We start from the raw sequence: 17,461 nt of genomic DNA on the forward strand, positions 1-17,461 counted from the left end.
CTGCCGATGAAAGCCATCGTCGTTCTTGGGCTTATCCTGGCGCTCCTGTTCAGCGGCATGGCGATGGCCTATGCGCTCGGCGCCTCGGCCGTTTTTGCCTTCTGGCTGACCGACAGCCTGCGCTTCCTCGCGGCTGCGCCGCAGCGCATTTTCTCCCAGCTCGACGTGTTTGCGATCATGGCGATGCCGCTCTTCGTGCTGGCGGGCGAATTGATGAATCGCTCCGGCGTGACGCGCGCGCTGATCGATTTTTCCATGTTGCTTCTAGGACGGCTGCGCGGCGGTCTGGGTCACGTCAATATTCTGACCTCGGTGTTTTTCGCCGGCATTAGCGGATCGGCGTCCGCCGATATCGCCGCCCTCACCAACACGTTCGTGCCGCAGATGGAGCGGCATGGCTATGACCGCTATTACGCCGGCGCGCTGACAGCCTCGGCTTCCGTGATCGCGCCGATCATTCCGCCCTCTATCATCCTCATCATGTATGGCGCGATCACCTCTACGGACGTCGCTGCGCTTTTTGTCGGCGGCATCGTGCCGGGGCTTTTGCTTGCGGCGAGCCTCTTCATCACCAACGCCATCATCGCCCGCAGGGAAAACCACCCGGGCGGCGCCACGGCCGAATTGCCGCCCCTGTGGCCGACGCTGCGCCGCGCGCTGCCTGCCTTGTCCTTGCCGGGGATTATTCTGGGCGGCATCGTTTTTGGCGTCACCACGCCGATCGAGGCGGGCGCGCTTGCTTGCGCAGCCGCGCTATTGCTTGGCTTCGCGTATCGCGAACTCACCTGGGCGGAAGTAGCGAAAAGTATTTCGCGCACAGCAACGCTGACCGGCTCGATCTTCATGATTGTGTCAGCCGCCACGTTGCTCAGTTACCTCATCGTTCTGCACCAGATTCCGGACGCGCTCGTCGACATCGTCACCTCATGGAATCTCGAAGGCATTTGGTTTGTGCTGCTCATCATGGTGCTCTTCATCATCCTGGGCATGACGTTTGACTTCATGCTGGGCTTGCTCGTTGTGGTGCCCCTGCTTGCGCCGATCGCTGTCGCGCAAGGCGCGCACCCTGTGGCGCTTGGCGTTCTCATCTGCGTCAACATCGCCATCGGCCTTATCCTGCCGCCGATGGGCGAGGGACTGCTTATGGTCTCCACCATCACCGGGCAGAGCTATTGGCGCCTTTGCATGCGCGCGCTGCCGTTCGTGGCGGCTGAGCTCGTGGTGCTGTTTGTGCTGGCGTTCTTCCCGGAAATCATTCTTGCGCTGCCGCGCGCGATGGGAATGTTATGAACCGGCGCGACCTTCTCCTCGCCCTCGGCGGCGGCGGCCTCATGCTCAGCGCATGCGACAACGCCGAACTGGAGCATGCGATCAAGATCGGCATGTCGACGCCGGCCAACGCCACGCACAATGGGGTCTATGCCTGGATCGGCGCCTGCGTCGAAGCCTTACGTGCGCAGAACTGGCCTGTGCGAATCTATCCGAACAGTTCGATCGGCAATGAACGCGATCGGGTCTATCAGACTCAGCTTGGCCTGCTTGAGATCAACGAAACAGGCGGCGACGAAATCGGCCGCTGGTCGCCGCTTGCGCACGCCAGCGCGAGGCCCTTTCTGATCAATTCCTATGATCACATGAACCGCTTTCTGGCGGACACACCCTATCTCGAACAAGTCTCGCGCGATCTCGATCGCCACGGCCTGCGGCTCATTGATGTCGCCCATACTGGGTCAATGGTCGGCCTCTTCACGCGCGGCACGCCCGTGCGCACGATGGCGGACCTGCGCCGATTGCGTTTGCGCGTGTTGAGCTCCGCCGATTTCAGCCTGCTGCAGGCTTGGAAAGTGCGCGGCGTTCAAGTGGCGTGGGAAGAGGTCGCCCAAGCGCTGCAATCGGGCATGGTTGACGCCTATCTCAACCCGCCCAATATCGCGCCGATGTTCGGGCATGGGTCTGTGCTCGACTATTTCACCGATCTGCGCATGGGCCCGGCCGGGCGGTTCATCGTCGTCTCAACAAAATGGCTGGCGCAATTGAGCGGCGATCAGCGCCAGGCGCTCGAAACCGCCTTCGCCGCAGGCCGCAGCGCCAATCGCGCCTGGATCAACGAAACCATTTCGCGCGATCGCATCCGACTGGAGCAAGTAGGTATCGAATGGATCGACCTCAGCGATGAACAACGCGGCGAGTGGATGCGTGCGAGCGCCGCCATTCCGCCCAGCCGCTGGGACCACCCCGACGCCACTGCGCTGTACAATCGGTGGATCGAACAAACGCGGGAGACGTCACAATGAAGACGCTCGCGCGTATCGCCAGTACGATCTCGGCTTGGCTGGCCAAGATCGCGCTCGCCCTATCGTGCGTGGGGCTGTTGATCTTGGTCTTCTGCATGTTGGTGCAGGTGGTTTCACGCTACATGTTGGCGGCGCCGCTGGCTTGGACAGAAGAACTCGCCCGCTTCGCCATGGTGTGGGCCGGCCTGCTCGGCGCCACCGTCGCCTTTCACCGCCGCGCCGACCCGGTGCTGCTGCGACGCACCAGCCTGCCGCGTTGGCTGCGCAAGCCCGCGCAATGGCTTGAACTCATCGCGCTGACCATGCTGTCGACCAGCATCGTCGCGGCGTCGCCCGGCTTTCTGACGCTCGCCGCAGCGCGCACCACCGAGACGCTGCAAGCGCCTGCTGCGCTCGTTGTGTCGATTGTCCCGATCAGCTTCTCCCTGATGCTCGTGCACGCGCTGGCGCGCGCACTACGGCTTCTGAGCGGCGAAGAAGAGGCCGACGACCAAGGCCTGGAGGCGCAGCCATGAAATCTGTCTGGACCTGGCTTGGCTTTGTCTGCGTGACGCTCGCCATTCTACTAGTGGGCCTGCGCTGCGCCGAAGAGGCGCCGCGCGTGCCTGCCGACGCGTTTGATCTCAGCCGCGCCGTGGCGGCGCTGGAGGATCTCAACAGCGAGAGCCTGCCCCACCCGGTGGGCTCGGCGCACAACCAGTTAATCCGCTCTCGCATTGAAACGCGGTTGCGCGAATTGGGGTACACACCCCAGCTCCAATCGGAGCTGATCTGCACTGACTTGGCGCCGGGCTGCAGCTGGGTTGAGAACATCATCGCCGTCAAAGACGGCGCGGGCGACGACGCCATTTTGGTCACCGCCCATTACGATAGCGCCCCAATCGCGCCGGGCGCCGGCGACGATCTGGCCGGGATCGCGGCGATGCTGGAGATCGCGCGTCTCTTTGCCGATCGGCCGACGCAGAACGACATCATCTTCCTGTTCGCCGACGGCGAAGAAGCGGGCCTCCGCGGCGCCATGGCCTTCGCCGAACGTCATCCTTTGATGCAATCGGTCGAGCTTGTGCTCAACATGGAAGCGCGCGGCGTCTCTGGCCCCAGCGGCATGTTCGAGACCAGCCTCGCCAACAGCGAACTCATTTCCCTGCTGGCCCGCTCGGCTTCTCGCCCTGTCGCGAACTCTCTGATGTTCGAAATCTATCAGCGCATGCCGAACAACACCGACGTCACCATCTACAAGAACGCGGACGCGATGGCGCTGAATTTCGCCTTCTCCCGCGGCGTCGCGCTCTATCATTCATCGCGCGATACCAATCAAAACTTGTCGCAAGCCAGCCTCGCCCACCACGGCGACAACGTGTTCACGGTGCTGAGCAATGCCGCTGACGCGCCGATGGATACGCTGCGCGGCGAAGGCGACGCGACCTACATCGATCTCTTCGGCGTCACGCTGTTGCACTGGCCGTCAGTCATAAACTTGCCCGCCGCAACAATCCTTCTCTTGCTGGTCGTCGGCCTGGGCGCGACGCAGCGCGGATTTGGCGTAAAGAGCACAGCTTGGGCGCTGGCCGGCATTGTCCTTGTTCTCGCGCTGCATGGGCTTTTCGGCTGGTTGCTCTCTTATCCGCTTGGCCTCTGGCCCGGCATTCACCCGCTCGATCACCCGCACCCCTGGCCAGCGCGTATCGCGCTCTTTGCCTCCAGCGTCCTCGCGGCGCTTCTGGTCGGTGCATCGGTCGGCCGCAAAGCCGGCTGGCAGGCGCTGCTTTGGCTGAGCTGGGCGCTGTTCGCCCTTATCAGCATCGCACTCGCGGCGCTATTGCCCGGCGGCGCGTATCTCACGCTCTTGCCGCTGGCGGCGTTTGCGCCGATCGCCGCCATCGAGATCAGCGCGCGACGTCCGCCGATTATCGCCGCCCACGCCGGCTTCATCGCCGCCGCCTATATCGCGCTGTATCATTTCCTGTCGTTCGACGTCGTTTTCAACTTCCAGGTGTCGTATCTGAAGACGCCTATCCTCATTGTGATGGCGGCGCCAGCGACGGCGTTGGCGGCGTGGTATGCGCAAAGTTTCAGAGCCGCGCGTCTGCCGCTGGCGCTCGTGGCTGCCGCGATACTCGCCGCCACGATCGGCGGATATCTCGCGCCGGCCTATAGCGAGACGCGTCCACGTTCGGTCAATGTTGATTATCTCCAGATCGACACCGACGACGCGCGGCAATCGCAATGGCGGATCGACACCTACGGCCCGGCCGACGCCGCCTACGCCGAACGCGCCGGCTTCAACGAAGATCAGGTCGAATATCTGCGCTGGGGCCTGCGTGACTCGCGCGCGCATCTGAAGCCCGCGCCAGATCTCGACCTGCCGGGACCTCAGCTGCGCATCCTCACCGATACACGCGACGAAGCCGGCCTGCGCACCATCGAAGGCGAAATGCAAGCCGGACGCAGCGGCTTTCTCTACGGCCTCACCTTCGCGCGCGGCGCCAATGTCGAAACGCTCAGCGTGGAAGGCACGCTCATCGCTGAAGCCGAAGCGTTCATGCGTCCGCGTGGCGTAGCGGTGACGTTTAGCGGCGTCAGCGAGCGCGTGATGCGCTTCCGGCTGACAACCAACGCCGCCGAACCGATCCCGGCTACTTTGTTTGAGCTCTCCGCGGCGCCTGAGCATCCGGAGTCCGCCGCCATCATCGCCGAACGGCCCAGAACCGCCGCACCCATTCAATTCGGCGACCACGCCGAGATTCAACGCCGCATCGCCTTCTGAGGACACGATGACCCTCTTCGATAACCCGTTCCGGATTCAGCCAGGCCTGGTGTCGCGCTCGATCTCGTTTGAGAATCCCACCGGCGCGCCCGGCGCTGGCGGCATGGAAGCAAGCCCGCTCGGGCACGGCCGCAAAGGCTCGGCCGTGCGCCATGTCCAGAACGGCGAAACCATCACGCTCGCCGACATCACCGGCAACGGCACGATCCGCCATATCTGGCTCACCACGCACGACAAAGCGCATCTGCTGCGCGGCGCACTGATCCGCATCTATTGGGAGGGGCAAAAACACCCAAGCGTCGAACTACCGCTCGGCGAGTTCTTCGGCTTCGCCAACGGTAAGGCCAACGCCTTCCAGAGCGTGTTTCACTCGGTCAGCTCCACCAAAGGCATGAATTCATGGCTGCCGATGCCGTTCACGAAGCATGCGCGCATCGAGTTCGTCAATCAATCCGGCGCGCGCCTGCCGCTCTTCTACCAGATCGATTACACCCTCGGTGACGGCCACGAGGAAGAGGTCGGACGCTTGCATGCGTGGTTCAATCGCGAGAACCCAACCACCAAGACCCGCGACCTCGAAATCCTGCCGGAGCGCCAGGGCCGCATCCGTTATCTCGGCGCCGTGCTCGGCATTCGTCCGCACGACCCGCTGTGGTGGGGCGAAGGCGAGCTAAAAGCCTACATCGACAACGACACCGAGTTCGCCACCATCGTCGGCACCGGCACGGAAGATTATGTCGGCCACGCTTTTGGCATCCAGGACGAAGCCTTCCTGCACAATGGCTGCAATTTCCGCGAGAAGGCCGACGTCACCGACACCGGCATGGTGTCGATCTATCGCTGGCACGTCGCCGATCCGATCCTGTGCCAACGCCGAATGCGCGTCACCATTCAGCAGATAGGGCATCGCCCGACTTACAAAGCGCGCACGATCGACGACTATAAGGCCGAGCTGTTCGAACGCGCCGACGACTGGTCGTCTGCGACGTTCTGGTACGAGTCCTCGCCCTCTTCGCCCCTGCCGCCATGCGCTGAACCTGCGCTGCGACTTGCCGGCATTTTCGTTCCTCCACCGTGATCGTTCGCGGAGTCCGCTATGTCCGACACCATTCAGATCTTCTGCCCCGGCGATTATCGCCCCACACCGAATAAGCTGGCGGAGCCGCAGGTTGAAGCGGCGACGCAGCAGATTGAGCGCGCGCTCGACCGCCTCGGACGCAAGCACAAGCGCATCCCAGGCATGCTGACGCGCCCGCACGAAGCCATCGAACGCCTCAGCACGGTCGATGATCCGATCATCGGCATCTATGCGCACTGGGTCTATGGTCCGCATACGACCGACGGCGTCGCGGGCAAAGACAACCCGCTGCTGCTCGCCAGTAATTTCTCCGGCCAATGGCCGGGGCTCGTCGGCCTGCTCAACACCGGCGCGTGCCTGGAGATGATCGACCGCGCCGCCAGCCGAATCTGGTCCGACGCCGCCGATTGGCGCGACGACGAACCCTTCATGCAGCGGCTTGAAGCGTGGACCGCCAACGGCGCCATTTCTTATGATGAAACATCGCTGCGTGCGCCGCCTAGACCATCGGCGCAGGCGCAAGCCATCGCCAACACAATCGCCGCCGGGATGAAGCGGCGCAGGCCGCTGGCCATGATGCTGGGCGACACGTCGATGGGCATGACGAACGGCTATTTTGGTCCGCGCCTACTTTCGAAGGTCGGCTTCGCCGAACACAAGGTCGATCAAGCTTGGATCATCGAGCGCGGCAAGACCATCGCGCAAACGCGCATCGACGACGCCTATCGCTTCGTCGTCGATCGCGGCGTCGAATTTCATTACAGCGCGCCGGGGGCGGAAGACTTCAACGAAGCGGCGACACGCGAACAATTGCGCGATTATCTCGCCGTGCTTGATCTCGCCGCCGAGTTCAAGGCCGATTGCATTGGCTGGCAATACCAGCTCGGCCTGATCGGCTCACGCCCGCCCTCGGATTTCGCCGAAGGTCTGTTGAATTCCACCTGCCGACCAGAATCCAACGGCGACACCATCATCGACTCCACCGAAGCCGACCAAGGCAATCTTCTACCGATGGAGATGATGAAGCGCATCCTGAAGGCTCGCGGTCTGCATCAATCGGTGTTCTTCCACGATATACGCTGGGGCGAAGAAGTCGACAGGCGCTTCGTTTGGCTGCTGCTCAATTCGGGCTCAAGCGGCGCCTACGCCTTCAATCACGATCCCGACACGCTCAAAGGCGTGCACTGCTATCGCCAGCCTTCGGCCTACTTCCCGATCCCCGGCGGCACGTTCGCCGGCGAAAGCTTGCCGGGCCAGATCACCTGGGCGCGCGCTTATGTGCGCCGCGGCGAGCTCTGGATGGATGTCGGCCGCGGCGAAGTGCTGGCGCTAGCGCCGGAAACACGCGACCGCTGGTGGAACTCGACAACGCGCGAATGGCCGTTCATGGCCGCCGACCTCGGCATGTCGCGGGATACGCTGATGGCGCACTATTTGAGCAACCACGTCGCAGTCGCCTATGGCGACATCCTCGGCGAAATGGTCGCGCTCAGCGAGGCCTTGGGCTATCGCGTGCGCTTCGTCTCGGACAAGGCGTCATGAGCGAGCGCCCTGTCGTCATCGGCGTCGACGGCGGCACCGAGAGTCTGCGCGTCGCTGTGTTTGATCTGAACGGATTTGAGCTTGGCGTCGCCAGCGCGCCTTACGCAACGGACTTTCCAGCGCCTGGCCAAGCCGAGCAGGCCCCGGAGGATTGGTGGCGTGCGCTCTGCACGGCGCTGCCGGAGGCGGTGAAGAAGGCAGGCATCTCCGCGAACGCCATTCGCGCCATCGCGCTCGACACCACTTGCTGCACCGTCTGCGTGCTCGATCGCAACGGCGCGCCGCTGCGACCCGCTCTGCTTTGGATGGACGTGCGCGCCAGCGCCGAAGCCGCCGACGTGTTAGCGACCAAGGATGCCGCGCTCGACGTCAACAATGGCGGCGCGGGTCCCGTTTCGGCGGAATGGATGATCCCCAAAGCGCTCTGGCTGAAACGTCACCAGCCCGACCTGTTCGAGCGCGCCGCCTATATCTGCGAGTATCAGGACTATCTGAACTTCCGCCTGACCGGCGAGATGACGGCGAGCGCCAACAATACAGGCGTGCGCTGGCATTTCCGCCACGCCACCGGCGGTGCGCCACACGCAATGCTGCGGAAGCTTGAGCTTGAAGCGCTGCTCGACAAATGGCCACGCACTATTGTCGATCCAGGTTCTGTCATCGCTGGTCTCTCTTCATCCGCGGCGGAAGCGCTCAATCTGCCGGCCGGCATTCCTGTCGTCCAAGGCGGCGCCGACGCCTTCATCGCCATGGCCGGGCTAGGCGTTGTACGCCCCGGCGCGATCGCGCTCGTCACCGGTTCATCGCATCTGCAGCTCGCTGTCACCGACGTGGCCCTGCATGGCCCCGGAATCTGGGGCGCATATGCCGATGTGCTCCGCCTGGGGGCATTCGTCGTTGAAGGCGGACAAACTTCGACCGGCTCGGCCGTCAATTGGTTTCGACGCACCTTGGCCGGCAACGCCGCTTACGCCGAATTGGATCGAGAAGCCGCGCAGGTCCCAATCGGCTGCGACGGCATGATCGCGCAGGATCATTTTCAAGGCAATCGCACGCCGCACACCGACGCAGCCTCACGCGGCGCCTTCACCGGACTTTCACTGACACATACGCGCGGCCACGCCTTCCGTGCGCTGCTGGAGAGCGTCGCCTATGGCACGCGGCTGGTGCTCGAAACCATGCAAACGCGCGGCGTCGCCTGCGATGACATCGCGCTCTGCGGCGGCGTCGCACGTTCTCCGCTTTGGACCCAAATTCATGCGGAGGTCATCGGCCGCCCGATCCGCGTCTCATCCGCGGCCTGCGCGCCCGCCCTCGGCAGCGCCATGTTCGCTGCGATGGGCGCTGGTTTATTCGAAAATCTGGACGCCGCAGCGTACGCCATGGTCGGCGATCATCGCGTGGTCGAACCAAGCGCCGACGCGCACGCCGCCTATGCCGCGCCTTACGAAAAATATTGCCGCGCCTATGTCGCGCTAAAATCGATCTCCGCTTAGCTATGCTGTCGCAGGAGCTTCAGGCAATATTGGCGCGGGTGCAGCCGCACGCCGAACGAGCGCCGCCTCCTGCCGCCGACGACATCGCCGGATGGCGCGCCGTCCAGGCCGACATCGAAGAGCGCGCGCGCATGCATTGCGAAATCGCGCTGAAGCAAACCGGCGCGAGTGTGCACGAGCGAATCTATGCCGGCATGAAGGCGCTGCTCATCGCGCCGCCGAACGCAGGCGATGCAGCGCCTGCGATCTTCCTCCATGGCGGCGCCTATACAACCTTCTCCGCGCACTCCAGCCTGTTCGCCAGCGCTCCAATGGCGCTTGCGCTCGAACGTCCGCTGATCTCGCTCGATTATCCGCTGGCGCCACAAGCAAGCTTCCGCACCATTGTACCGGTTACAGCCGCAGCAATCGAAGCGATCTGCGCCGAAACGCCAATCGCCGCGCTTATCGGCGATTCCGCTGGCGGCGGCTTGGCTCTCGCCTCAACACAGCACGGGCTGCAATCGCATAAATCTCCACCGCCCAGATTGGTCCTGATCTCGCCCTGGGCCGACCTCAGCGCCAACAGCGACACCCATCGCACCCACGCCCACCGCGATCCGATCCTCGCCTACGAGCCGGGCCTGCGCGTCGCCGCTGAGGCTTATGCGGGCGCAGAGTTCGCTCATCCTGACGCGTCACCGATCCACGCAATCTTCGATCTCCGCTTCCCACCCGCGCTGCTGCTCTGCGGATCGGAGGAAATCCTGCTTTCCGACGCGCTGCGCCTGCATGAACGCCTGAAAAGCTCCGGCGCCGAATTGGCGCTTCACGAGGGACTGTTTCACTCCTTCGTCACGATCGCGCCGCACGCGCCGGAGAGCAGAGCGGCGCTCGCCCATATCCGACGTTTCATCGACGGCGCAGGTTGACGGCTGCATCCGAGCAAGCGCGCGGGCGGTCGTCGGGCACCAGATGCGAACGCCGGACAGATGTAGATCGGGCACGCGACTGCGCCATGCGGCCAAGCTTTTCGGCTTTTGGCCTGAAGACGTCGAGCAGCCCCCTCGACCTCTCCCTTACCAAGGACGCGCTCTATCGATGTCCGCTTGCCGACATTTTGAGATGGGGCGAACGACCGCTTTTGCCCCATAGCAGCCTCACCTCTTTCGAGGTTGCTTGCCCTTCCCATCGGGCATCACGAGATCGACAGGTCCAACGCCTAGCGCCTGAGCTAACTCAAAGAGCGTCACAACGGTTGGATTGCGCATCCCGTTCTCGAGGCCAGAGATATACTGCTGGCTAAAGCCGGACCGCTCCTCCAACTGCTCCTGAGTAAGTCCCTTTTCCCGTCGGATTCGCGAGAAGTTGCGCCCAACAAGCGCCCGCATATCCATGCGGGAACGGTGGCAATTCACACACTTTAGTGTTATCAACTATAATATGTATTCCACTGCGTCCCACGGTCCTGCGGAGCTCGTTCAGTCCCGGATCACACGCACGGGCGACCTCACCATCATCGCCCGTGTCCTCGTCGGCGATCGCGCTCATGATCTGGTGATCGCGCTCTCCCCCACGCGCCTGGCGGTCGTGCGCTGCGCGGAGGAGGACCACCCAGACGATTATGCCGCCCTCGCAACAATGGTGGCTGAAGGTGACTTCGTCTGGGCGGGGCTGCTCTATTCCCGACAGCGAAATTCAGAAGCGTCACCACACATCGAGACCTTCCACATCTCTGAACTGCCCCGCCTCGTTGAGCGCCTGCAAGAGCTCCAGCGAGAGATGGCGTCATGAGCCAGAAGGATCTCATGCGATTGTTCGAGGAGATGGCGCCGGGTTTGCGGCGTTATCTGTCGCGGTTTGGGTCTGCGATCTCAGCTGATGATGTGGCGCAGGATGCATTTGCGCGGCTGGCGGCTGCCAAGCCTGGATCGATCGAGGCGCCGCGCGCCTGGCTCTTCCGCACCGCGCACAATATCGCGCTGAATGAGCTGAAGCGGCAGAAGATCGCCGCCACCGACGCAGTCGGCGATATCGCTTCTCTGGAGCACCCTTGCGAGCGCCCCTCGCCTGAAGAGGTGCTGGAGCGCACCGACGAGGCCGAGCGGCTTCGGGCGATCATGCAGCTCCTGCCCGAACGCCAGCGGGCGGCCCTCGTGCTGTTCAAGGTCGAGGGTCTCTCGCATAAGGAAATCGGCCAAAGGCTCGGCGTCTCGCACCGCACCGTCGAACGCTACATCGCCGACGCTATAGCCTTCTGCTACGAATATCTGAGCGCGTTCCGCGCTGAAGATTGAGCCAAGATCGGACCTGGGCGGATGAGTGAGCGTCGACTGACCGACGCCGAGCTGGAAGCGAGCCGCTGGATAGCCAGGCTCGAAGCCTCGGACGTCACGCTCGAAGACCATCAGCGGTTTCGCCAATGGCTGGCCGCATCCGAAGAGAACCGCATCGCCCACGAGGCCTTGAGCCGCACCTGGGACAAGCTCGATGCGCTGAAGCTCTTGGCGCCTGAATTCCCAGTCACTGCTCGGCCGCGCCGGCGCACCTTGTCACGGCGAGTTCTCCTCGCCGGCGGCGGCGCCGTTGTTGGAGCAGGCGCTTTAAGCTTCTGGGCGCTGACGCCTGCCACCACCTTTGCCGCGAGCTACCGCACTCCCGTCGGTGGACGAGAGACCGCTGAGTTGCAGGACGGCAGCTCTGTCGCTCTCAATGCCGATACTGATTTGCGCGTGGCCTTCACCGCCGAACGGCGGCGCGCCACGCTCTCCCGTGGCGAAGCCTTGTTCACGGTCGCGGAGGATCCGCGCGGGTTTGAAGTGCGTACGCCGTTTGGCGCTGTGCTGGCTGAGGCCGGCGTCTTTTCGGTCAAGGTGGGCCCAGACTTCGTGCGCACGAGCGTGTTTGCCGGGCGCGTCTCTTCGCGCGACGCAGCTGACATCGTGGGTGTCTCACAAGAACTGGTGCTGTCGCGCGAGGCTGCGAGTGTGGCGCCGCTCTCAGAAGAGCGCGCCTCTCAACGTTTGGCATGGCGCGAACATCGCCTCGCTTTCGCTGGCGAAAGTCTGCGCGAGGCGGCGGCTGATGTCTCAGCTCAGACGGGCATGCGTTTTGTCTTCGCTAATTCTGAACTCGAGGCGCTGCGCGTCGGGGGCTATATTGATGCGCGCGACGGCGAAGCGTTCTTATCGCTGCTGGAGAATAATCTAGGGGTCGAGGTGCTCCGACGCGCCGACGGGAGCATCATTCTCATGCGCCGCAGCGTATAAACCAGATTTATACTCTTGACCGTATAAGATGAGCGTATACGGTGGGGCGTATATTCATGAAGGCCGGCCATGGACCAACTTGCCCGATCTCCCAAGCAAATTGGCGCTGCCCTGCGCCGGCGCCGCCGCGCTTTGAAGCTAACCCAAGCGGCGCTTGCGACCCAAGCTTCGCTGCGTCAGGCCACCGTCTCATCGGCTGAGGCCGGCGAGCCAATGCAACTTGAAACGCTCTTTAGTCTGCTCACAGCTCTGGATCTTGAGCTTGTTCTGCGCACCAGAACCAAGGGCGTCCTGCGCGGCGGTGACGCCTAATGGCCAGGCGCGCAACATACGTCCCGCTCAACGTCCTGCTGAACGGCCAACAGGTCGGGGTGCTGCAGCGCCAAACCAATGGCGCGATCGAATTTCAATACGATGCGGCCTGGCTCGCTTCCTCCGACCCGATGTCGGTATCGCTCTCACTGCCATTACGCGAGGATCGCTACGTTGGCGCAGAAGTCATCGCGGTGTTCGACAATCTCTTGCCCGACAATGACGCCATCCGTCGCCAAATTGCCTCGAGCGTGCGCGCAGAGGGTAGCGACGCTTATTCCCTGCTCTCCGCCATAGGTCGCGATTGCGTGGGCGCGCTCCAATTCATACCCGAAGGCGAGACCGCGTCCACCACCGACGATATTGCCGGTGAGAAACTGAGCGACGCTGAAATAGCGACCATCATCAAAAACCTGGCGCAATCGCCATTGGGTCTTAGCGAGGATGGGGATTTCCGGATCTCGCTCGCTGGGGCGCAAGAAAAGACCGCCCTTCTCTATTTGAACGGCGCCTGGCTCCGCCCGAAGGGCGCAACGCCAACCACACACATCATCAAACCGCAAATCGGCAAGAGAGGTGAGATTGATCTTAGCCAGAGCGTTGAGAACGAGCACTTCTGCCTGGCGGTTCTTCGCGCGCTTGATTTGCCCGCAGCTAAAACGACAATCCTCGATTTTGAAGACGTGCGCGTACTTTCAGTCGAGCGATTCGATCGCGAATGGACGAAAGATGGACGCCTGCTTCGCCTGCCGCAGGAAGATTTCTGCCAAGCTTTGGGCGTTGCCCCGACGAAAAAATACGAAACCGATGGCGGGCCAGGCATTGTCGACGCGCTTCAGCTCCTCAAAGCCAGCGACGACCCCAAAGCAGATCAAGACCTTTTCTTGAGAGCCGTTTTTGCATTCTGGCTGTTGGGTGCAACCGATGGCCACGCCAAGAATTTCAGCATCCGACTCTTTTCGGGCGATCGCTTTCACATGGCGCCGCTCTATGATGTCATGTCAGTCCAGCCCGTGGTCGACGCCAAGCAGCTCCCCTGGAACAAATACAAACTCGCCATGGCCGCAGGAAAAAGCCGGCACTACGGCGTCAACAGGTTGGTCCCGCGGCACTTCGTCGAAACAGCGCAAGCATCTGCCATTGCGCCGGATCGGGCCAAAGATCTTTTCGAAGACGTGCGCGCGCGCATCGGCGCAGCGCTCGACAAAGCTCGCGCAGAGCTTCCTGCCGATTTTCCTGGCGCCCTCGCCGATGCAATTGACAAAGGCGCGCGCAAACGCGCGGAATTGAAGATCGAAGAGGCGCCAGCCACGGCCTAGTCCAGTTGTGGCGTGTCGGCGCGGTGTCGCTATGCGCCAATGCATCGTGACCAACTTGGCGCGAGGCGAGCATCTGTGCCGAGCCTCAGGCGCCCACCTGAAACTTTCTGCGAAGCCCAAGCGCTAGCAGAGCGCCATCGCCGAGGTGACGAAATGGACTGGAGACGACGCCAGCACGCCGGACCCCGTAGCTTCGTCCTTCGGACTGCAGGCCTCGCCGTGGAACGCGATCTGCACTTCGCAGCAGACAAGCCGCTCTGCGCCTATGCGGATGTGACCCGCTTGGCTGGGCGGATTATAGCCTGAACTTTCTCGCCATCGGGCTGCGGGGTTTTCGCGGCTCGATGGTCTTTCTCCCAAGGAAGGCGCGCTCAGACGCCGAATGGGGAGATTTGGGATGACGAATTCATATGCACGCCGCTTTGGCGTGCGCTCGGCGTTGGCGATGGCGCTGGCGTCAGTGTCGGGACTTGCCTTGATCGGCGCGGCGCAGGCGCAGACCTATGCTGAAGCCGCTGCGGAAGATGCAGCGGCAATCGCTTATGATATTCCGGCGCAACCGCTCTCTTCGGCGCTGCTTCGCTTTGCCGAACAGACCAATACCCAAATCCTGTTCGCGCAGCATGACATTGAAGGCTTTTCCTCAAACGCCGTGCGCGGTCGCTACGCACCTACGCAGGCGCTCCAACTTCTCCTTGGCGAAAGCGGCGTGCGCGCCGAATTCGCCGGCGACACCCTCGTCATTCGCGAGGTCCCCCAGCGCCACCCCCAGAGCGGGAGCGCCGATGATCCCGTCATCGGCGCTCCCGCGGCGCACAATGAAGCTGACGCCGATCTCGTGATTACAGGCACGCGCATTCGCGGCGCGGCCCCCTCGGGCGCCAATGTCATCACCCTTGATCGTGGCGACATCGATGCGACGGGTCGCACCACGCTCGCCGACGTTGTCCAAACCCTGCCGCAGAATTTCGCGGGCTCACAGAATGACGGCAACCAGATCGGCGCGATCGATTACGGGCGCAATGTCGCTTTTGGTTCGACCATCAATCTGCGCGGCCTTGGCGCCGATGCGACTTTGACTTTGCTCAACGGCCGCCGCCTTGCCGCTTCGGGCTGGGGTAATTTTGTCGACATCTCGACTATTCCGTTGGCGGCGGTCGAACGCATCGATGTGCTGGCGGACGGCGCCTCGGCGACGTATGGCAGCGACGCGGTCGCAGGGGTGGTCAATGTAATCCTGCGCCGCGATTTCGAAGGTGCGGAGACATCGCTGCGCTATGGCGAGGCCACGCGCGGCGATCCCGCCGAGATCGGCTTCTCGCATGTCATGGGCAATGCCTGGCGCACCGGCTCAATCGTTGCCGGTTATGAATATCGCGATCGCAGTGCTTTGGAATCCGCTGATCGCGCATTCTCGGCGACCTCCGATCTGCGCCCCTGGGGCGGGTCGAATTTTGGCTCCATCGCCAGCAACCCGGGCAACATCACGCGCATCGGCGCAACCCCAGTCGTGCTCGCCATTCCTGAAGGTCAGGACGGCACGTCGCTGAGCGAGAGCGATCTCTTGCCGGGCGTCTTGAATTATCGCCCCTTCAACGAAGGCAATTCGCTGCTGCCCGAACAAACCAGTTCGAGCCTCTTTGCCTCAGCGCGTCAGGAAGTGGCGTCAGACTTTGAAGTGTTCATCGATATCGTGGCGACACGGCGCGAAGCGGCCGCGCGCCGCTTTCAGAACAATGTCACGCTCACCATTCCCGAGACCAACGCCTATCGGGTGATGAACAATCTCTTCCCCGGCCAAGGCGCCATCACCATGCGTTACAATATGGGCGAGGATCTGGGGCCCACGCGGTACGACACGCGCACCGACGCCTATTCGATTGCATTTGGCGGCATCTATGCGCTCGCCAATGATTGGCGCATCGACGCCAGTGTGTCCTACAGCCACAATGAAGATCACGCCCATCAAGGCAATGTCTTCGCCGGCGCGGGTCTGCTTGCGGCGGCGCTTGCCAGCAATGATCCCGCCACCGCCTTCAATCCTTTTGCCGACGGCTCCAATTCTCCCGCCGCCGTGCTGCAGAACCTGACCTATGATGATTATCTCGACTCTGAATCGGCTCTCGTCACCTACGGCCTGAAAGCGGACGGCCCCCTCTTCCAAATTTGGGGCGGGCGCGCCCGCGCAGCATTCGGTGTGGAGCGGCGCGAGGAGGAATTCCAGCTCCTGCTCACACGCGACGCGCCAAGCGGGACGACCTTCAATGAAATCGTGGCCCCGGCGTCGCGGTCCACCGATGCGATCTTCGCCGAGCTCTATCTGCCGCTCCTCTCCGCCAACAATACCGTGCCCTTCGTGCGCGCGCTCGATGTCTCGATGTCGTTGCGTTACGAAGAGGCCAGCGATTTCGGCGGCGCGACAACGCCGAAACTGGGCGTGACCTGGTCGGTGAATGATGATCTTTCCCTGCGCGGCTCGTGGGGTGAGTCATTCAAGGCGCCGCAATTTCAACAATTGTTCGGCGGCATCGGCGGCTCCCTACAATCCATCACGCCCGCGCTCGATCCGTTCGCCACCGATGGCTCCACCGGCGCTTTGATTTTGTCGGGGACAAATCCAGATCTTCGCCCCGAGCGCGCCGACAATTGGACTGCGGGCTTCGATTTCCATCCATCATGGGCTGACGGTTTCAGTCTTGAGGCCACGTATTTCGACATCGATTTCGTGGATCGCATTTCCGATCCCGGAAGCATTGTCGCCGCCTTGAGCAATCCCGCAGGATTCGAGGGCGTCTTCTTCCGCAATCCCACGCCTGAGCAGATCGCCTATTATTCGTCGCTGCCGACAGCGCTCACAGGCTCTGCGCCCGAAGGCATCGAGGTCATTTTCGACGGCCGCCTGACCAATCTGGCCGGCGTGCGCATGCGCGGCGTCGATCTTGCCGCGCGCTATCTATGGGAAACCGGGTTCGGCGATCTCCAATTCTTCGCCAGCGCAAGCCATGTCTTGCAACACACGACACAAGCGGGTCCCGCCAGCGCCCCGCGCGATGTCGTCGACACCATGCTCAACCCTGTCGATTGGCGCGGGCGCGCTGGCTTGGCCTGGAGCCGCGACGATTGGAGCGCGTCGCTTGCAGCCAATTACGTCGACGATTACCGCGACACCTTCTCTTCGCCCAATCGCCGGATCGCATCCTGGACCACGTGGGATGTGCAGCTTGGCCATGTCTGGCGCGACAATCCGGATGAGCGCGGCACGCAACTCACGCTCAATATCCAGAACCTGTTCGATGAAGATCCGCCCTTCGCCAACAACCCGATCGGCTACGCGTTCGACTCACAAATCGCCTCCCCTGTCGGGCGCTTCATCGCAGTCGAGGTGCGCCACGCATGGTGATGCGG

At 62.7% G+C, this 17,461-nt stretch carries 16 protein-coding genes; 15 read left to right on the forward strand and 1 reads right to left on the reverse strand.

The annotated features are described in order from the left end of the window. The first annotated feature begins 6 nt into the window (after positions 1-6). From EPJ54_RS08275 to EPJ54_RS08310, 8 genes are read left to right on the forward strand one after another with little or no spacing between them, the layout of a single operon-like run. Positions 7-1,290 carry a TRAP transporter large permease gene (locus EPJ54_RS08275; RefSeq protein WP_135211248.1) on the forward strand — a complete coding sequence of 428 codons (1,284 nt, stop codon included), beginning with the start codon at positions 7-9 and terminating at the stop codon, positions 1,288-1,290. Then, positions 1,287-2,294, forward strand: coding sequence for a TRAP transporter substrate-binding protein (locus tag EPJ54_RS08280; RefSeq protein WP_135211249.1), 1,008 nt, complete (start codon positions 1,287-1,289; stop codon positions 2,292-2,294). The genes EPJ54_RS08275 and EPJ54_RS08280 overlap by 4 nt, the downstream gene beginning before the upstream one ends. Next, on the forward strand, positions 2,291-2,809 hold the full coding sequence (locus EPJ54_RS08285) for a TRAP transporter small permease (protein ID WP_135211250.1): 519 nt from the start codon (positions 2,291-2,293) through the stop codon (positions 2,807-2,809). The genes EPJ54_RS08280 and EPJ54_RS08285 overlap by 4 nt, the downstream gene beginning before the upstream one ends. After that, on the forward strand, positions 2,806-5,061 hold the full coding sequence (locus EPJ54_RS08290) for a M28 family peptidase (protein ID WP_135211251.1): 2,256 nt from the start codon (positions 2,806-2,808) through the stop codon (positions 5,059-5,061). Before EPJ54_RS08285 ends, EPJ54_RS08290 begins: the two co-directional genes overlap by 4 nt. Before the next feature lie 7 nt (positions 5,062-5,068). Then, positions 5,069-6,139 (forward strand): glycoside hydrolase family 172 protein, encoded by a 1,071-nt coding sequence (locus EPJ54_RS08295; RefSeq protein ID WP_135211252.1) that lies wholly within the window; start codon positions 5,069-5,071, stop codon positions 6,137-6,139. A gap of 18 nt (positions 6,140-6,157) precedes the next feature. Beyond that, entirely contained in the window at positions 6,158-7,681 is a 1,524-nt protein-coding gene (locus EPJ54_RS08300; RefSeq protein WP_135211253.1) for a fucose isomerase, read from the forward strand. Further along, positions 7,678-9,177 (forward strand): FGGY-family carbohydrate kinase, encoded by a 1,500-nt coding sequence (locus EPJ54_RS08305; RefSeq protein WP_135211254.1) that lies wholly within the window; start codon positions 7,678-7,680, stop codon positions 9,175-9,177. Before EPJ54_RS08300 ends, EPJ54_RS08305 begins: the two co-directional genes overlap by 4 nt. A gap of 38 nt (positions 9,178-9,215) precedes the next feature. Further along, positions 9,216-10,088 carry an alpha/beta hydrolase fold domain-containing protein gene (locus tag EPJ54_RS08310; RefSeq protein WP_239590910.1) on the forward strand — a complete coding sequence of 291 codons (873 nt, stop codon included), beginning with the start codon at positions 9,216-9,218 and terminating at the stop codon, positions 10,086-10,088. 228 nt (positions 10,089-10,316) lie between these two features. On the opposite strand, the gene EPJ54_RS20410 is transcribed toward EPJ54_RS08310, so the two are convergent. Continuing rightward, positions 10,317-10,553 carry a helix-turn-helix domain-containing protein gene (locus EPJ54_RS20410; protein WP_135211256.1) on the reverse strand — a complete coding sequence of 79 codons (237 nt, stop codon included), beginning with the start codon at positions 10,551-10,553 and terminating at the stop codon, positions 10,317-10,319. A gap of 46 nt (positions 10,554-10,599) precedes the next feature. Between EPJ54_RS20410 and EPJ54_RS08320 the strand changes: the two genes are divergently transcribed. The 7 genes from EPJ54_RS08320 to EPJ54_RS08350 all read left to right on the forward strand — a co-directional run bounded on the left by EPJ54_RS08320 (position 10,600) and on the right by EPJ54_RS08350 (position 17,456). Next, on the forward strand, positions 10,600-10,950 hold the full coding sequence (locus tag EPJ54_RS08320) for a hypothetical protein (RefSeq protein ID WP_135211257.1): 351 nt from the start codon (positions 10,600-10,602) through the stop codon (positions 10,948-10,950). After that, complete coding sequence (locus EPJ54_RS08325; RefSeq protein WP_135211258.1) at positions 10,947-11,453, forward strand: RNA polymerase sigma factor; 507 nt, start codon at positions 10,947-10,949, stop codon at positions 11,451-11,453. Before EPJ54_RS08320 ends, EPJ54_RS08325 begins: the two co-directional genes overlap by 4 nt. Positions 11,454-11,474: 21 nt before the next feature. Further along, complete coding sequence (locus EPJ54_RS08330) at positions 11,475-12,425, forward strand: FecR family protein (protein WP_135211259.1); 951 nt, start codon at positions 11,475-11,477, stop codon at positions 12,423-12,425. Between the two features lie 69 nt (positions 12,426-12,494). Beyond that, complete coding sequence (locus tag EPJ54_RS08335) at positions 12,495-12,737, forward strand: helix-turn-helix domain-containing protein (protein ID WP_135211260.1); 243 nt, start codon at positions 12,495-12,497, stop codon at positions 12,735-12,737. Further along, a complete protein-coding gene (locus EPJ54_RS08340; RefSeq protein ID WP_135211261.1) occupies positions 12,737-14,056 on the forward strand; it encodes a type II toxin-antitoxin system HipA family toxin in 1,320 nt (439 codons plus the stop codon). Before EPJ54_RS08335 ends, EPJ54_RS08340 begins: the two co-directional genes overlap by 1 nt. 153 nt (positions 14,057-14,209) lie before the next feature. Then, positions 14,210-14,362 (forward strand): DUF2958 domain-containing protein, encoded by a 153-nt coding sequence (locus EPJ54_RS20035; protein WP_239590824.1) that lies wholly within the window; start codon positions 14,210-14,212, stop codon positions 14,360-14,362. A 91-nt stretch (positions 14,363-14,453) separates the two neighbouring features. After that, positions 14,454-17,456 carry a TonB-dependent receptor domain-containing protein gene (locus tag EPJ54_RS08350; RefSeq protein WP_167755638.1) on the forward strand — a complete coding sequence of 1,001 codons (3,003 nt, stop codon included), beginning with the start codon at positions 14,454-14,456 and terminating at the stop codon, positions 17,454-17,456. Positions 17,457-17,461: the final 5 nt, after the last annotated feature.

It is taken from the genome of Vitreimonas flagellata (genome assembly GCF_004634425.1).
GTDB classification, from domain to species: Bacteria; Pseudomonadota; Alphaproteobacteria; order Caulobacterales; family Aquidulcibacteraceae; genus Vitreimonas; species Vitreimonas flagellata.

Excerpts from the sequence above, each read along its gene's own strand:
- EPJ54_RS08275 (WP_135211248.1), top strand. The coding sequence starts at position 7 with ATGAAAGCCATCGTCGTTCTTGGGCTTATCCTGGCGCTCCTGTTCAGC.
- EPJ54_RS08280 (WP_135211249.1), top strand. The coding sequence starts at position 1,287 with ATGAACCGGCGCGACCTTCTCCTCGCCCTCGGCGGCGGCGGCCTCATG.
- EPJ54_RS08285 (WP_135211250.1), top strand. The coding sequence starts at position 2,291 with ATGAAGACGCTCGCGCGTATCGCCAGTACGATCTCGGCTTGGCTGGCC.
- EPJ54_RS08290 (WP_135211251.1), top strand. The coding sequence starts at position 2,806 with ATGAAATCTGTCTGGACCTGGCTTGGCTTTGTCTGCGTGACGCTCGCC.
- EPJ54_RS08295 (WP_135211252.1), top strand. The coding sequence starts at position 5,069 with ATGACCCTCTTCGATAACCCGTTCCGGATTCAGCCAGGCCTGGTGTCG.
- EPJ54_RS08300 (WP_135211253.1), top strand. The coding sequence starts at position 6,158 with ATGTCCGACACCATTCAGATCTTCTGCCCCGGCGATTATCGCCCCACA.
- EPJ54_RS08305 (WP_135211254.1), top strand. The coding sequence starts at position 7,678 with ATGAGCGAGCGCCCTGTCGTCATCGGCGTCGACGGCGGCACCGAGAGT.
- EPJ54_RS20410 (WP_135211256.1), bottom strand. The coding sequence starts at position 10,553 with ATGGATATGCGGGCGCTTGTTGGGCGCAACTTCTCGCGAATCCGACGG.
- EPJ54_RS08320 (WP_135211257.1), top strand. The coding sequence starts at position 10,600 with ATGTATTCCACTGCGTCCCACGGTCCTGCGGAGCTCGTTCAGTCCCGG.
- EPJ54_RS08325 (WP_135211258.1), top strand. The coding sequence starts at position 10,947 with ATGAGCCAGAAGGATCTCATGCGATTGTTCGAGGAGATGGCGCCGGGT.
- EPJ54_RS08330 (WP_135211259.1), top strand. The coding sequence starts at position 11,475 with ATGAGTGAGCGTCGACTGACCGACGCCGAGCTGGAAGCGAGCCGCTGG.
- EPJ54_RS08335 (WP_135211260.1), top strand. The coding sequence starts at position 12,495 with ATGGACCAACTTGCCCGATCTCCCAAGCAAATTGGCGCTGCCCTGCGC.
- EPJ54_RS08340 (WP_135211261.1), top strand. The coding sequence starts at position 12,737 with ATGGCCAGGCGCGCAACATACGTCCCGCTCAACGTCCTGCTGAACGGC.
- EPJ54_RS20035 (WP_239590824.1), top strand. The coding sequence starts at position 14,210 with ATGGACTGGAGACGACGCCAGCACGCCGGACCCCGTAGCTTCGTCCTT.
- EPJ54_RS08350 (WP_167755638.1), top strand. The coding sequence starts at position 14,454 with ATGACGAATTCATATGCACGCCGCTTTGGCGTGCGCTCGGCGTTGGCG.